At 44.9% G+C, this 15,767-nt stretch carries 15 protein-coding genes and 1 riboswitch; of the genes, 11 read left to right on the forward strand and 4 right to left on the reverse strand.

What is annotated here, in order from left to right; all coding sequences use genetic code 11:
* Positions 1-17: 17 nt before the first annotated feature.
* Positions 18-126: riboswitch (SAM riboswitch) on the forward strand.
* Between the two features lie 89 nt (positions 127-215).
* From PO771_RS03130 to PO771_RS03140, 3 genes are all read left to right on the forward strand, one after another.
* Positions 216-1,277: a sugar ABC transporter substrate-binding protein gene (locus PO771_RS03130; protein ID WP_272561827.1), complete on the forward strand. Its 1,062-nt coding sequence runs from the start codon at positions 216-218 to the stop codon at positions 1,275-1,277.
* A 78-nt stretch (positions 1,278-1,355) separates the two neighbouring features.
* Positions 1,356-2,864 carry a sugar ABC transporter ATP-binding protein gene (locus PO771_RS03135; RefSeq protein WP_272561828.1) on the forward strand — a complete coding sequence of 503 codons (1,509 nt, stop codon included), beginning with the start codon at positions 1,356-1,358 and terminating at the stop codon, positions 2,862-2,864.
* Positions 2,861-3,847, forward strand: coding sequence for an ABC transporter permease (locus PO771_RS03140; protein ID WP_272563089.1), 987 nt, complete (start codon positions 2,861-2,863; stop codon positions 3,845-3,847). The genes PO771_RS03135 and PO771_RS03140 overlap by 4 nt, the downstream gene beginning before the upstream one ends.
* 70 nt (positions 3,848-3,917) lie before the next feature.
* Here PO771_RS03140 and PO771_RS03145 read toward each other — a convergent pair whose 3' ends face one another.
* On the reverse strand, positions 3,918-5,639 hold the full coding sequence (locus PO771_RS03145; protein WP_272561829.1) for a methyl-accepting chemotaxis protein: 1,722 nt from the start codon (positions 5,637-5,639) through the stop codon (positions 3,918-3,920).
* 227 nt (positions 5,640-5,866) lie between these two features.
* On the opposite strand from PO771_RS03145, the gene PO771_RS03150 reads away from it, so the two are divergent.
* Positions 5,867-6,658, forward strand: coding sequence for a TIGR01457 family HAD-type hydrolase (locus PO771_RS03150; RefSeq protein WP_272561830.1), 792 nt, complete (start codon positions 5,867-5,869; stop codon positions 6,656-6,658).
* 616 nt (positions 6,659-7,274) lie between these two features.
* Positions 7,275-7,922 carry an S-layer homology domain-containing protein gene (locus tag PO771_RS03155; RefSeq protein ID WP_272561831.1) on the forward strand — a complete coding sequence of 216 codons (648 nt, stop codon included), beginning with the start codon at positions 7,275-7,277 and terminating at the stop codon, positions 7,920-7,922.
* Positions 7,923-7,929: 7 nt separating this feature from the next.
* On the opposite strand, the gene PO771_RS03160 is transcribed toward PO771_RS03155, so the two are convergent.
* On the reverse strand, positions 7,930-8,439 hold the full coding sequence (locus PO771_RS03160) for a phosphatidylglycerophosphatase A family protein (RefSeq protein ID WP_422664976.1): 510 nt from the start codon (positions 8,437-8,439) through the stop codon (positions 7,930-7,932).
* Positions 8,440-8,489: 50 nt separating this feature from the next.
* Positions 8,490-9,275 carry an SDR family oxidoreductase gene (locus tag PO771_RS03165; RefSeq protein ID WP_272561832.1) on the reverse strand — a complete coding sequence of 262 codons (786 nt, stop codon included), beginning with the start codon at positions 9,273-9,275 and terminating at the stop codon, positions 8,490-8,492.
* Between the two features lie 102 nt (positions 9,276-9,377).
* Here PO771_RS03165 and PO771_RS03170 point away from each other — a divergent pair, with 102 nt between their 5' ends.
* Complete coding sequence (locus PO771_RS03170; protein ID WP_272561833.1) at positions 9,378-9,854, forward strand: NUDIX domain-containing protein; 477 nt, start codon at positions 9,378-9,380, stop codon at positions 9,852-9,854.
* A 137-nt stretch (positions 9,855-9,991) separates the two neighbouring features.
* Here PO771_RS03170 and PO771_RS03175 read toward each other — a convergent pair whose 3' ends face one another.
* Positions 9,992-10,819 carry a methyl-accepting chemotaxis protein gene (locus tag PO771_RS03175; RefSeq protein ID WP_272561834.1) on the reverse strand — a complete coding sequence of 276 codons (828 nt, stop codon included), beginning with the start codon at positions 10,817-10,819 and terminating at the stop codon, positions 9,992-9,994.
* 336 nt (positions 10,820-11,155) lie between these two features.
* Between PO771_RS03175 and PO771_RS03180 the strand changes: the two genes are divergently transcribed.
* The 5 genes from PO771_RS03180 to PO771_RS03200 are packed head-to-tail and all read left to right on the forward strand — an operon-like array spanning position 11,156 to position 15,765.
* Complete coding sequence (locus PO771_RS03180) at positions 11,156-11,611, forward strand: PaaI family thioesterase (protein WP_272561835.1); 456 nt, start codon at positions 11,156-11,158, stop codon at positions 11,609-11,611.
* A 23-nt stretch (positions 11,612-11,634) separates the two neighbouring features.
* Complete coding sequence (locus tag PO771_RS03185; protein WP_272561836.1) at positions 11,635-12,960, forward strand: phenylacetate--CoA ligase family protein; 1,326 nt, start codon at positions 11,635-11,637, stop codon at positions 12,958-12,960.
* Between the two features lie 12 nt (positions 12,961-12,972).
* The gene (locus PO771_RS03190; RefSeq protein WP_272561837.1) at positions 12,973-13,830 is read left to right on the forward strand and encodes a 3-hydroxyacyl-CoA dehydrogenase family protein; all 858 of its coding nucleotides are present in this window, start codon (positions 12,973-12,975) and stop codon (positions 13,828-13,830) included.
* A complete protein-coding gene (locus tag PO771_RS03195; protein WP_272561838.1) occupies positions 13,814-14,569 on the forward strand; it encodes a 3-hydroxyacyl-CoA dehydrogenase family protein in 756 nt (251 codons plus the stop codon). Before PO771_RS03190 ends, PO771_RS03195 begins: the two co-directional genes overlap by 17 nt.
* Positions 14,566-15,765, forward strand: a complete 1,200-nt coding sequence (locus PO771_RS03200; protein WP_272561839.1) for a thiolase family protein — start codon at positions 14,566-14,568, stop codon at positions 15,763-15,765. Before PO771_RS03195 ends, PO771_RS03200 begins: the two co-directional genes overlap by 4 nt.
* Positions 15,766-15,767 lie beyond the last annotated feature (2 nt).

Consider the following 15,767-nt stretch of genomic DNA (forward strand, 5'->3'; position numbering starts at 1 on the left):
ACGCAATTCGATTTTGACTCTCATCGAGAGAAGGCGGAGGGACTGGCCCGATGATGCCCGGCAACCTGCCTGTGTTCGCACAGGCAAGGTGCTAATTCCTGCAGGAGTAATCCTGGGAGATGAGAGGCTACCGATGCTTTATAAGTGGGGGCCTCTCTTTGTGTACCAAAGAGAGGCCTTTTATATTTATCACAAGTAAAAAGGGGAGTATGAGCATGGTAACAAAGACAAAACAACTCATTGCCGTTCTGCTGATTACGCTACTGGCAGCGTTCGCAGCAGGATGCGGCCAACAACCGGCTGGCGGAACAGGTGAAAAGAAAGAAGCCGCAACAGGGCCACTTGCAGGAAAGCGGATCGCGCTTGTTATGCAGCAAAATCTCGGTACCTTTTCTTCTCAGTACATTAGTGGGGTCAAAACAGAAGCTGAAAAATTCGGCGGACAGGTAACGGTGTTTGCAGCGGATAACGATCTTGGACGTATGTCTTCTAATCTGGATGCAGCCATTAACCAGAAGTTTGATGCGATTTTGATTGACCACGGTACACCTGCCGCTCTGCTAAATGGGGTACAAAATGCTGTTGCCAAACACATTCCGGTTGTCGTATTCGATGCCGACGTTAAAGCTCCGGGCGTAACGGTTCTGCAGCAAGACGATAAGCAACTGACAAAATTAACGCTGGATAAACTCGCAAAAGATGCAGGTGGCAAAGCTAACATCGTAAAAATCTGGGTAGCGGGCTACGCACCGATGGAACGTCGTCAGGCTGCTTACAAAGAATTTATGGCTAGCAACCCTGGTATCAAAGAAGTAGCCACATTCGGTGCGGCAACACAAAACACAGCACTGGATACACAGGCACAGATGGAAGCGATTCTGAAAAAATACCCGAACAAAGGTGAGATCACCGCAGTATGGGCAGCGTGGGATGAATTCGCAAAAGGTGCAACTCGTGCGATCGAGCAAGCTGGACGTACGGACATTAAAGTATACGGCATCGACATGAGCGACGAAGATCTACAGATGATCCAAAATCCGAATGGTCCATGGGTAACATCAGCAGCGGTAGACCCGAAAGACATCGGACGTGTACAAGTGCGATATGCGGCACAAAAAATTCATGGCGATAAAACACCGGATAATGTGGTGCTAAACCCGGTAGTAGTTAATCGTGAAGAACTTCCGAAAGAAAAAGTAACAACCGATCAACTGAGTCAGCATATCAAAGCGTGGGGCAACAGCACGCAAGGCATAGCAGACTGGATGAAAAAATAAGCTAGGGGAGGCCCTGCCTACTTTTATCAAGCAGGTGGGGCACATTCCTTATCCGAGAACCAGCAAGGGGGAGACAAGATGGCACAGCAGGCAGCACGTCTTATCATGACAGACATTACAAAATCGTTTTCCGGCGTGCCAGCACTTCAGGGCGTTAGCCTGACCGTACAGGCTGGTCACATTCATGCGCTGCTCGGCGCAAATGGAGCAGGAAAAAGTACACTGATGAAAATACTTTCCGGCGCGTATCAGACAGATGGCGGGATGATTGAACTCGATGGACAGACGCTATCAATTAGCAGCCCGGCAGATGCTAAGGCACAGGGCATCCACTGTGTGTATCAGGAAGTAGATACAGCGCTCGTTCCATCACTGACCGTGGCGGAAAATATTTTACTCGACCGAGGACCAGAACGTGGCAGACGTCGTTTTCTGAACTGGGGCTCCATGTATAAAGAGGCGGACGACATTTTACGTAGGATTGGCTACGAGATTCCGGTGCGTAAGAAGGTGGAGGAGTTAACGCTTTCGGAGAAACAGATTGTCCTTATTGCTCGAGCGGTGTCACAACAGGCGAAATGCGTGATTTTCGACGAGCCAACAGCCCCTTTAAGCATTGAGGAGGCAGAGCGTCTGTTCCGGATTATGAATCAATTGAAAGACGAGGATGTTGCTTGTATTTTCATCTCACACCGTCTTCCAGAAATTATGCAGATATGTGACACCGTTACCGTTATGCGCGATGGCTGCCATATTTGGACGAAGGCAAAAACGGATATTGACATTCCAGAAATTGTCGAAGCGATGCTCGGTGCATCCTTTACCGAAGAATACCCAAAAGTGAAGACGGTCATTGGTGAGACGTTACTTGATGTGCGAGAACTGCGTCGAGGTACCAGGGTACGCGGAGTAGATTTTACGGTGCGAAGCGGCGAAATTGTGGGGGTTGTCGGATTAGTGGGTGCCGGTAAAACAGAATTATCCCGTCTCTTATTCGGTGCAGATGCAGCGGATGGAGGAGAGATTTTGTTGCGCGGCAATGCCGTGCGCCTGCGCGAACCGGCGGATGCAGTAAAAGCCGGTATCGTGCTCGTACCAGAAGAGCGACGCAAAGAAGGCATTCTTGTAACGGAGAGTGTACGGACGAATCTCACGCTACCCGTGCTTAAAGCGTTTAGTCGAAGCGGATTCGTTCAGCGAAGTCGGGAAAAAGCACATGCCCAGGCGATGATTACTGACCTTGGAATTAAAACGCCGCATGAAGAAGAAACCGTGGGATTTTTAAGCGGTGGCAACCAGCAAAAAGTCGTGATTGGTAAATGGCTGGCGACAGATGCCGATGTGTTTTTGTTCGATGAGCCGACTAAAGGAGTCGATATTGGGGCCAAACGTGATATTTTCAACCTGATTGGCAAGCTCGCACAGGCGGGAAAAGGGATTGTGTACTTCTCCTGTGAAATCGCAGAGATTGTTGGCATCTCAGATCGCGTGCTCGTTATGTGTGATGGACGCATTGTCAAAGAGCTAGTGGGGCAAGACGTTACACCAGAGACGATTTTACTGTATGCAAGTGGAGGAACGGACTGATGAATAAAGTACTGGATTTTTCGTATAAGTATGGGGCTATTCTTGTTATTGTGGCGGTGCTTGTGTTTTTTAGCATCGTTAACCCGAATTTTCTTACGTATGACAACTTGACTGATATTTTACGCTCGATTTCCATTACAACACTGGTAGCGATTGGTGTCACGTTCTCGCTCATTGTGGATGGATTCGATCTATCAGTTGGTTCAACGGTGTCGCTCGTTACAATGGTTACGGCATCATTAATGGTATGGTATCAGCTACCGCTCATACTGGTTATTCTGATTCCGCTCGCATTAGGTGCACTCGTCGGACTGATCAATGCTTTCCTCATCGTGAAAATCCGTATTCCGGATCTGTTAGCGACATTGGGCATGCTGTATATCATTGCAGGCTTGCATAAAACATACAGCCAGGGCTTCTCGATCTATAACAATATGCCATTGCCGGATGGCTCGGTTGCACCAGGTGTGCTGAGTCAATCTTTTCTCTGGATTGGCCAGGGAAAAATTGTAGGTGTTCCCGTGCCAGTTGTGATCATGCTGATCGCGGTTTTCACTGTACACGTATTTCTGACGTATACACGTGCGGGTCGTGTGCTCTATATTACCGGGGGCAATCAGGAAGCGGCACGCCTGAGTGGGATTTCGGTTAATAAAGTGCGACTTGCAGCGTATGTGTTGTCCGGTGTGTTTGCTGCACTCGGAGGCATTTTGTTTACGGCACGAGTTGGTTCCGGTCAGATTGATGCCGGATCTCCACTTTTAATGGAATCGGTGGCAGCAGCATTCGTTGGATTTTCTGTATTGGGAGCGGGGAAGCCGAATGTGATCGGAACGTTTTTTGGAGCAGTGTTGATTGGGCTTCTATTGAACGGTCTGACGATGTTGAATCTGCCGTATTACGCATTTGATATTATCAAAGGGCTTGTACTCGTATTTGCGCTGTCGATTACGTATATTCATGTGTATCGCAAAAAAGTGTAGCGAGTAGACGAAAAAGACAGGACAGTCTCAGTAGCTTATGAGATTGCCCTGTTTTTTTTCATCTGTTTTTCTATACCGTAAATTTTTTTAAGTTTTGTTCCAGGCTTTCTGCAAGTGTAGATAGTTCTCTCGCACTCGCGGTCATTTCTTCTACACTAGCTGCCTGCTCTTCTGAACAGGTAGCTACTTGTTCGGAGGCAGTTACATTCATTGTAGTGATCCGGGCAATTTCATCGACCGCTCTGTACATGTTCTCGATATTCCCTTTAATATGTACCAGTACATTCTTAAGGGAGGTTGTCTCTGCTTCGGTTTGCTGCGCCATTCGTACAATGTTATCTAGAGACTGTCCTCCTTGTTCGATGATGTGAACTTGTTGTTTTACGGCTGTAAGACCGTTTTCCATAGCGTGGGTTGTTACGATTGTTTCGGTTTGAATATCCTGAATCAGATGTGTAATTTGTTCAGCTGATTTTTTCGATTCTTCTGCTAGACTGCGTACTTCATCTGCGACAACGGCAAATCCTTTTCCGTGTTCACCAGCTCGTGCCGCTTCAATCGCTGCATTTAAGGCCAGTAGATTTGTCTGATTCGAGATATCCGTAATAACAGTGACAATTTTATCGATTTCTGCAGAGCGTTTTCCTAAGTTTTGAATGGATTCGGTAGCAGAGGATACAGTTTTAGTAACGGTCTGTAAGTGCTTCATTGCCTCATGAATGGCTGTCTGTCCTTCATATGCTGCGGTAGTAGATAAAGTAGCATGCTGTAAAGTATTTTCCGCTTGCGTATAGCCTTCGCTTATTTGTTGTTTCATGTCATTCATCGATGTATGGACGAAAGTTGTCTTCTCCGCCTGTATGTTTGCTTCTTCTGCGACTTCCTGAATCGTAGCCGACACTTGATGAGATACTTCGCCTGTCTGTACAGCGGAGTTGGCCAAATGATTGGCTGAAGTTGCTACCTGCTTAGATGCTTTGCGGACGTCTATAATAATCGTGCGGACTTTTGCCATCATGTCATTAAAGGCTGCTGATAGTTTGCCAAGCTCATCCCGGCTCTTTATGGGCAGTTTTATTGTTAAATCTCCTTCGGCAGAAGCGAGCTGTTCGGTCATGTTTGTTAGGGTTGCAAGCGGACGAAAACTGCGGCGCAGGGCAATAAAAAACACGAGGAGACCAAGGATGAGGATCGATACATTGATGCAAGCGATAATGGGCATGTTTTCACGCATCACTTCGCTATTAATTTCGCTGACCGCACCGGCTTTTATATCTACGCCTAGCACACCGATTACTGTTCCGCTTTTATCTTTAATTGGTACAAAAGCAGAAAGATATGTTCCGTACTTTGGGTCGGTAATTAATGGGGTACTGCTGGCTTTTCCTTGAAGGACAGGAGAGATTTGTTCCGGGGCTGTTACGGTTACCTCTTCGTTAATGGGGGAGGCACTATCTGAATTTCTTGGCTGGCCGTCTACTAGAATTCGCACTTTATTTTGCTCATCTAGCTTTACGGTATAAACGTATAAGGCTCCGATTTTTTTCCGTACATCATTTAACCGATTCCGTAATCGCCAGTATCGTTCGTCTTCTGTCGGATGAGCTACAAACGCTTTATACTCATCTTCATCTACGAAAGAAGCGGCATTGATTGCTGTCTGGATCGTAAATTTCGCAATGGACTTTTCTACCGTTGTGCTCATATTCGTAAATAAAAACAGCGTATTAACTCCGATAAGCAGTGCCATGATAACGGCGGCTAACAACGAAATCTTCTTGATAAGTCCCATTCTCATCCCCCTGATAGGCTATCTCTATTATCTGTGGTAAATAATTACTTTTGATATCTATGTAATCATAAGACATGAACCAGAAATAAACAATAGGATTTACGGAAAGAAAACTACCCCCTTACGTATATTCAGATTTACTGGGAAAGATGTAGCAGCAAGGGTGATGGCTGTGATTTTTTTTGTGGTATTATGAAACGAAACAGGTAAGGATGGAGAGTGACGTTATGCAGCAACGTACATATAAGGGCTATTTATTAGACTTAGATGGCACAATTTATCGAGGGGGAGAGGTAATCCCTGAAGCGATCGATTTCATTGCGCGGCTGACCGTTCAGGGCATTCCGTATTTGTACGTGACGAATAATTCTTCGATGACGCCACAGCAGCTTGCAGATAAAGTACAAAAAATGGGCATTCCTACAAAACCGGAGCAGTTTTTCACATCAAGTATGGCGGTAGCAGAAACGATTCGTAAAATGGAAGATGAGCGACAAGAACAGCGCCAGGCAGCTGTTCTTGCGATTGGCGAAACAGGACTTTGCACCGCGCTTGCAGAGAAGGGGATTGCGGTTACAGATAAAGCTCCTGCTGATTATGTGGTTGTTGGCATTGATCGCAGTTTTTCGTATGAGAAGATGAAGCAGGCGACACTTGCGATCTATGGTGGTGCACGTTTCCTATCCACAAATTGTGATCGGGCAATTCCTACAGAAGAGGGGCTTGTGCCAGGCAATGGTGCGCTGACAGCATCGATCGCATATGCAACAAATCAGCAGCCACTCTATGTTGGCAAGCCAGAAGAAACGATCATCAAGCTGGCCCTTGAGCGTCTAGGTCTTGCGGCAGAAGATGTAATTATGGTAGGAGATAATCTTGAAACAGACATCGCTTGTGGAGAAAATGGTGGTGTAGATACGCTGCTTGTGTACACAGGATTTAGCCGGGCGGAGCATATCGAGACTTCGCGAGTGAAGCCGACGTACACGATACAATCTTTAACGGAATGGACTGTATAAATCAAATAAAAGCCTGACATGCCTGCTTATAGTGGAATATGTCAGGCTTTTTTTATCTACTACAATACCTAATGTTTAGAATTTGTTCAGTAATAACGTGTATAATGTAGTCAAAATATAATAGGTATATTATCATGGTATAAAGAAGGTGCTAAAAAATACAGAGAAAATCGGATTATCTATAAGAATTTTCATAGCTGCTAGTCATAAGGAAGGTGTACATACTTTGTTTATTTTAGTTTTGACGTTGTTCCGGGATATTCTATTTTTTTCAATTCTTATTACATTGTTTATTGCGATAAAAAAAGGCATTGTCTTGAGAAAAGAGATAAAAAAGAAACGCGAGCAGTTAAAAAGACAGGCGCAGCAATTAATCCAAACGAACTCGTCTATGGACAGTAAATAATAGAGGCTGAGGATATTGGACAAAAAATTTGAGTTCCAAAAAATTAACTAAAGCCTGGCAAATCCCTTATAGGGGAGTATGCCAGGCCTTTATTTATAATTCTTGTAATTCTCTAGTAGGGATTTAGCAACTTTCTTTGTTCATGTAACGTCGATAGGGTAACTCTAGAGGATTATGGAATAACTGTATAGTACAAGGAGAGGGATCACTGTGAAAAAAATAACCACTTTAGCTCTTACAACTATACTGCTAAGTAGTTTAACATTTAGCACTGCATTTGCTTTTACAGATGTAGATAAAGGGCAAGCAGAAGCGGTTTCGTTCTTAAAAGACCGTGGAGTTGTAAGCGGAATTGATCACGATCATTTTGTGCCGAAAGGGAAGATTAGCTATGCACAAAGCGTACAAATGATTGTAAAGGGCCTGGGTTTAAATCTGAATACGATACGTTTTAGTACGCCACCCGCAGCATCAAATATTTACACAAATATCCCGAATAATGCCTGGTATTCAGATGCTTTTGTTATTGCGTATTATAATGGTTTAGAGATTCCGAAAGACGTGAACCCGAATGCAACCATTACACGGGAACAGTTTGGCGATTTATTAATTCGTGCTTTAGAAAAGAACGGCGACTTTCCAACGGTGAAAATGTTTATAGAGATCAAGGATGAGGATCAAATTAATCCAGAATATCAAGGTAGATTACAGCGGATGCTTCTTTATAAAATAACTGAACTTGACAAGGCTGGTAAGTTACATCCAAAGAGTGACCTAACACGAGGAGAAGCCGCTGTTTGGATATATAATGCCATTCATGTTTTGGATGCACATACATCAAAAGTGGTAGCACAGTAAGCCGCTTTCATTTAGTTCCAAAGCGGCGGTGAGCAAGTCGACTGGCTGCTGCCGCTGCAATTGCACCGACAATATCGTCAAGGAAGGTATGACAGACACCTTCCTTTTTTTCATTTAATCTCTTGAGAATACCTGGTTTTACCTTATCAATATATCCGTAACTGGTAAATCCGATGCTTCCGTACACATTCACGATGGCGAGTGCGAGAACCTCATCAATACCATATAACCCTTCATCTGTTTCAATAATACATTGCAGCGGGTCAATCAGTGCTTTTTGTTCGGCTAACATATCTAACTGAATCCCGGTAATGATGGCATTTTGAATCTCACGCTTTTCTAGTACGCGCTCAATATTGTGTAGACACTGCTCACGTGTGAGATCGGGATAATATGGTCTTTGTAAATATTCTACGAGATCGACCAGATCATCCATTGACACCCCGCGTTTGGCAAGCAGCTGATAGGCGGCACTGCGGACTTTCTCATCTTGAACAGCCGTATCCATATTGCTCATCCGCATACATCCTCTCTGGAATAGTAAATGGTAATAAGAAAGATTTTCTCTTACCTTTCCCCTTCCAGCTTGTACTTATTCAACACGTCTTTACCACCAGTTACCTCTAGTACGGTTCCAGTAATAAAGTCAGATGCTTCTGCGCAGAAAAATGAAATGGCACGGGCAATATCTTCTCCAGTCCCGGAGCGTCCAACGGGTGTATCTCCCTGGTCTATCTGTCTGGCTTCGACAATTTGTCGCTGTTTATTGTCTCCGATAATGTCACCGGGACATACCATGTTCGCGGTAATACCGGATTCTGCTTCTTCCAGTGCAATCGTTCGGGTAAGAGAGACGAGCCCGGTTTTGGCAGCGGCGAAAGCAGAACGATACATCCACCCTGGAGCGGTTTGTGCTTTCTCAAATCCTACCGTCACAATGCGTCCAAAGCGCTGACGGCGCATATAGGGAATGGCTGCACGGCATAAATAAAACGCACTTGATAAATTTCCATTCACCATCGCGTCCCATTCTCCTGGCGTGTAGTCTGCCAATTTTTTACGTTCTTTAATATACGGTCCAGCATTTAAAATAAGCATGTCCAGGCATCCCCATGCGTTAATAACTTCAAGGACCATGCGTTCTGCATCAGTTGGATGGCTTACATCGCCCTGCAAAAGCAGCGTTTCGGAGCCGTAGGCCGCTTCAAGTTCATGCTTGAGGTTTGCTGCTTCCGCAACGCTTGTACGGTAGTTAATGGCAATCCGGATTCCATGAGAAGCAAGTTCGTGAGCGATGCGGACTCCAAGACCTCGCGCACTTCCGGTAATCAATGCCGTACGGTTACGTTTCACAAAACCATCCCTTCCTGTTTGAAATGCGTATGCTCTCTTGATTTCATTGTATATAAGGTTTTTACTTAAGAAAAGGAGTAAATATGCGAAAGAGGTGAAACGATGAAGACATATTATTTTTATGACAAAAGGCGACAATTTATTTCGCTTACATTTTCTCCGCAGCACTTTTGTAGTGACGCCAAACATGTGCTCATTTGGGCATATGCGGATGAAAGTCAGGAACAAATCGTGCTAACGAAGCATGAAAAACGCGGATGGGAGCTGCCTGGCGGTAAGGTGGAGCCAGGAGAGCGACCGGAGGAAGCGGCTGTGAGAGAGCTGTTTGAAGAGACCGGGGCACATTCAGGAGAGATGTATCAGATTGGACAATATGTAATTCAACCAGAGGGAGAAGCTGCGGCTATTGTTAAAAATATTTATACGACCACAGTCAAAGCGTGGAGTGACATTCCAGCTGGGTTTGAAACGATAGAGCGCCGTGTTGTTTCATCTGACATTACCACGTTTAAAGAGGGTTTTAGTTCGTTGATTCAAGATAATGTTTTTCCGTTATGTAGACAGGTGGCAAAGAAATGAGAAAAGGCTACCTTATAAGTTGCTGGGATCGCTTGATGTAGCATCGACAACGTGTGGTGGTAGGGAGTGGGAGAAGGAAGGAGCCACTCACCGACCACACGTTGGAGAAGTTGATACTACATAACGAGTCTATCTTATTATTCATTTTTAAAAGTGCTATGCTCATTCAATAGCGAAGCAGTAGCTGCGACTTTTTCAACCATCAAATGAAATTCTTCTGCACTTGTAGAATGCTGCCCGGTATGGGACGTAATATCTCGAATTGAGAGTGTGATTTCTTCAATTCCTTGCTGCATTCGGTTGAGTTGAGTTTGGATTTCCTCTGTAGCTTCTTTACTGCTAACCGCCATTTTTTTAATCTCATCAGCAACAATTGAAAACCCCCGCCCATATTCCCCGGAACGAGCGGCTTCAATCGCAGCGTTCAGACCAAGTATTTGTGTTCGTGAAGCCATGTTTTTCACATAGTTCAGGATCGACTCGACATTTTTTATGTCACTGTTCAATACTTCCGATTCTTCGGATAGCGCGTGTAAGCGCTGTGCTGTGCGATCCGAAGATTTTGTGATTTCTTCGGAAGAGGAGATCATTTCTTGAGCAACAGCATGTAATTCGTGTGCACCTTTACGCAAAACATCGAGCTGCTGATTCGAGGTAACGGCAGCTAGCACCCCTACCATTTCTCCCTGCTCGATGATCGGCTTTGCTGTTGAAATGTACGCAATACCTAAATGTTCAGCCCCGACCTCATTCCGAATTTTTTGCCCGGTCTGTAACACCTGATAGGTTACTGAATTTTTATATTTTGTCATACTTTCCCCAACAGTAAGTTTTAAATCAATATGTTTACCTGGTATATAAGAAATGATGGTTTCTTTATCTGTTAGGATCAGGCAAGTATCTTCTGGATATGTATCCTGAAATATTGATAAGCTTCCGGCTATTTCAAGTAATTTTTTTGACATTTTGTATTCATCCTTTGTATAAAGTTATATTTGTTGCGTATTTATAACGGATTATATTTATTTGTCATAACAAGGTCAATCATCATGATACGGAATTAAAGTAGAGAGAAAAAAGATACAAATACACAGTAAAGGCGGATCATTCAGAAAATTTATAAATATCTTGACGTATAACAGCTCGCATCATTATACTTTAAATATATTACACGTTAAAATAACGTTATATAATTAAAAAGATATAACTGATGATGTTAAAATTTTGTATATTCAGAATCAATAGTAACAGTTTATGTTGAAAACGTTATCATGTCCAGTATGATGAAAAAATGGGAGAGGATGAATGTGAAACAAATACCGGATGAAAAAGACCTGCATCTTCAGCATTACGAGCAAATTCGTGAGAAATTAGCAAATGAACCGTTTGCTCAGTTTCTTGGGATGCGTTTAGTAGATATGGGACCGGGAACGGCTACTGTTGAAATGGAAGTCGACGGCAGGCTTTTGAATGCGCATGGAACTACGCATGGAGCAGCTATTTTTGCGCTGGCAGATTTTGCATTCGCAGTTGCCAGCAATTCTCACGGGAAATCAGCTGTGGCACTGTCTATGAATATTGGCTTTCTTGCTGCAAGTGGCTTTGGGACTCGTCTTCGAGCAACGGCGATAGAAGAAAAAAAGGGAAATCGTACAGCCTGGTATCGAATTACAGTAGAGAGTGATACGGAAGTTGTCGCGCTGCTGGATGCTCTGGCTTATCGGAAAAACGATTATATCATTCCTATTGAGGAGTAGAGATATCTAAGGAGGGGCACAACGTGATCTTTAACAATGAAATGGAAACGATGTCAAGGGAAGAAATGGAAGATATTCAATTAGAAAGATTGAAAAAAACGATTGCACGTGCCTATGAGAACGTGCCATTCCATCAAGAAAACTTTGCGAAAGCAGGAATTAAACCGGAAGATATTCAGTCACTGAGCGATCTGGAAAAAGTACCGTTCATGAAGAAAACAGATTTGCGAGAGAATTATCCGTTTAACTTATTTGCGGTCGATATGAGTGAGGTCGTTCGGATTCATGGTTCTTCTGGTACGAAGGGAAAGCCGACTGTAGTGGGCTATACAAAGCAGGACATTGAAAATTGGTCTGAAATTGTTGCCCGTGCAATTTGCTGTGCAGGTGGTAACCCGGGAGATATATTCCATAACGCATATGGATATGGATTGTTTACGGGAGGGCTTGGTCTTCATTACGGAGTTGAACATTTAGGAGCAGCGGCTGTTCCGATTTCTGGTGGGAATACTCCGCGCCAAATTACGCTCATTGAGGATTTTAAACCGCGTGGAATTGCGGCGACGCCATCTTATGTATTAAACATCGTAGAAGAAATGAAGAGAATGGGCCATGATCCTCGCGAAACAAGCCTAGAATACGGTATTTTCGGTGCGGAGCCATGGTCTGAAGAGATGCGTGTCCAGCTAGAAGAAGAGCTTGGAATTAAAGCGGTTGATATTTACGGTTTAAGTGAAGTGATGGGACCGGGTGTTTCGATTGAGTGCCATGAAGCACAGGATGGGCTGCATATTGCCGAAGATCATTTCCTTGCTGAAATCATCGACCCGGAAACAGGAAAAGTACTTCCATATGGTATGGAGGGCGAGCTCGTTTTCACTTCTCTGACGAAAGAGGCGTTCCCGGTTATTCGCTATCGGACGGGAGACATTGCTTCATTAAATCCAGAGAAATGCAAATGTGGTCGCACAAGTATAAGAATGTCCCGAATTAAAGGTCGGGTGGATGATATGTTAATCATTCGTGGAGTTAACGTATTCCCAACAGAGATTGAATCGGTACTGTTTAGCTTTAAAGAGCTGGCTCCGCATTATCAGGTTGTCATTGAACGAGATGGCTCATTGGATCGCTTTGAAGTGCATTGCGAAGTGACGTCAGCATTTATGGATGAAGTAGGCCAACTTGAAAGCAGTACGGAAGTAGCGAAGTTAATGAAAGCGATCGGTCACGATATGAAGAATGCGCTAGGTGTAAGCGTTGTCCTGCGAATTAATCAGCCAAATTCGATTCCGCGCAGTGAAGGAAAAGCGATCCGTATTGTGGATAACCGCAATAAGGTTTTAGCGTAAGGGGGAGCAAGTATGCCAACGGAACAGGTAGGTGTCATAGGGGCAGGGACGATGGGAGCTGGGATTGCTCTTGTCTGTACCCGCAATGAATGCCCGGTTATTTTACTCGATGCAAACCAGGCGGTGTTAGATAAGGCGCGTTCCTATATAGAAGCGGCTCTCGAGAAGGATGTACAAAAAGGAAAGATAAGCGAACAGCAGAAAGAGGAAAGTTATCAGCGTGTTTGTTTCGCATCTGATATGCAGGAGTTGGCTTCCTGTACCATCGTGATTGAGGCAGTGCCGGAGCGGCTGGAGCTGAAAAAGTCTATTTTCTCTTCGCTTACAGAAATCTGTGCCTCAGATGCGTTGTTACTTACAAATACATCTTCCATTTCGATTACGGAGATTGCAGGTGGACTTTTGAACCCAGAACGCATTCTTGGTTTTCATTTCTTTAATCCGGCTCCGGTTATGCCGTTAATTGAAGTCATTCGCGGCAAAAAATCGAGCCAGGAAAACGTAGAGAAGGCGTATCAATTCGCCTGTGATCTTGGTAAAGTGCCGGTTCTTGTAGCTGATACGCCGGGATTTATCGTGAATCGAATTGCGCGTCCTTATTATAATGAAGCATTACGTATTCTGGGAGATAGAATCGCGCAACCGGAGCAAATTGATACGATTATGAAGCGAGCAGGCGGGTTTAAAATGGGACCTTTCGAGCTGCAGGACTTAATTGGGATTGATATTAACTTTGCGACGACAGAATCTGTCTATTCGAATTTCTTCCATGAAGGACGCTTCAAGCCGAGCCGTATCCAGCAGCGTATGGTACAGGCAGGTAATCTGGGGAGAAAGACGGGGGAAGGTTTCTATGACTACAACAAATAGAATCGTTTTAGTGACCGGAGCGAGTCCTCTACATCAGGAATTGAAGCATATAGCAGAAAGTAACGGTTATCACGTAATCGATATGGATCAGCTAGCTGAATATAAAGAGCAGATCGAACTGGCGATTGAAGTGAATAGTCTCGATCCGGAAGCAAAAAAGGCAACCATTCAGGAGCTTGATAGCACGCTAGCAGCGCATGTTCCGATTGTAGCGACATCACTTTCTGTTACCGCAACCGAAATTGCTTCCTGGGCAACTGTTCCAGACAGGGTGTGTGGATTTGGCACGTTCGTTCCGTTAGTAGAGAGAGAGTTGATTGAAGTGGCTCCAGCTCTGCAAACCAACTCTTATACGCTCGAACAGGTAAAAGCGTTTATGCAATCAATAGGCAAAGATACAGCGGTCGTAGATGATGAAGTAGGTCTCGTATTCCCGCGTATTTTATCGCTCATTATTAATGAGGCAGTATTTACGCTCCACGAAGGCACGGCTACGTGTGAGGATATTGATATCGCGATGAAGAAAGGAACGAACTATCCGTATGGTCCACTGGAGTGGGCGGACCGGATCGGTCTCGATGAAGTGTATGCGGTTATTCGCGGTCTTCATCACGACCTTGCAGAAGAGCGGTATCGTCCGGCTCCGCTGCTCCGCAAGTTAGTGCTTGCTGGACGGGTCGGACAGAGAAGTGGGCAAGGGTTTTATACGTATGAAGAACAAGAGGTTGGACAGCGATGAGTACACAGCGAAACGAAGCATATGTTGTTTCGGCGGTGCGAACGCCAGTGGGGCGTCTTGGCGGTGGGCTTGCGAGTGTGCCAATGGATGATCTGGCGGCGGCAGTGATTCAGGAGGTGCTTGTGCGCGGTTCTGTTTCTGGGGAACAAGTCGATGGCGTGATTATGGGCAATGTGATTTCGGCTAGTCCGTTTATTAACATTGCCCGAGTAGGTTTGCTAAAAGCTGGTTTACCGGAATCGGTTCCAGGATTGACGGTTAATCGTGTATGCGCATCTGGATTAGAAGCAATTAATCTAGCAGCACAGTCCATTCAAAGTGGGAACGGGGAGATTATGCTGGCAGGCGGCGTGGAAAATTTGACACGATCTCCTTACATTCTGGAGAAATTTCCGCAGCCATATCAGCGTGGTCCGCAAACTTTAATTGAATCGTTCGGGGGCCCTCGTTCGGCCCCGGTTTCTCTATATGGGGAATTGACGATGGGAGATACCGCTGAGAATGTGGCGGAGAAATTTGAAGTTAGTCGGGAAGATCAGGATGCATTTGCTGTGGAGAGTCAGCGGCGGGCTATTCAAGCGATTGATGAAGGGAAATTTGCCGAAGAAATCGTTCCGGTCGTCATTCCGAACAAGAAAGGCGATCCGATTGTTGTTGATACAGATGAGCATCCGCGTCGCGGCACTACTCTTGAATCATTAAGCAAGTTAAAGCCGGCGTTTCGAAAAGGTGGAACAGTAACTGCAGGGAATTCGTCCGGGATGAATGATGGAGCGGCGGCAGCTCTTATTATGAGCGAAGCAAAGGTACAAGAGACAGGTGTGAACCCACTTGGCCGCATTGTTCATTTTGCCTGCGGCGGGGTTGACCCTAAGATTATGGGAATCGGTCCCGTTGTCGCGATTCGCAAGCTGCTTGATGAAGTAAACTTGTCTATCGAAGATATTGATTTATTTGAACTAAATGAAGCATTCGCTTCTCAGTCGCTCGCATGTATTCGTGAGTTAGGCTTACCTCTCGACAAAACAAATGTAAATGGGGGAGCCATTGCGCTTGGGCATCCACTTGGCATGAGCGGAGCCCGTCTGCTTGGGACAATTCTTTATGAGTTGCGTCGTCGAAATAAGCGATATGGTGTTGTGTCATTATGCATAGGTGGCGGTCAGGGGCTCGCCACTCTCGTAGAAGCACTATAAAG

The sequence above is a fragment of the Aneurinibacillus uraniidurans genome (assembly GCF_028471905.1).
Lineage (GTDB): Bacteria > Bacillota > Bacilli > Aneurinibacillales > Aneurinibacillaceae > Aneurinibacillus > Aneurinibacillus uraniidurans.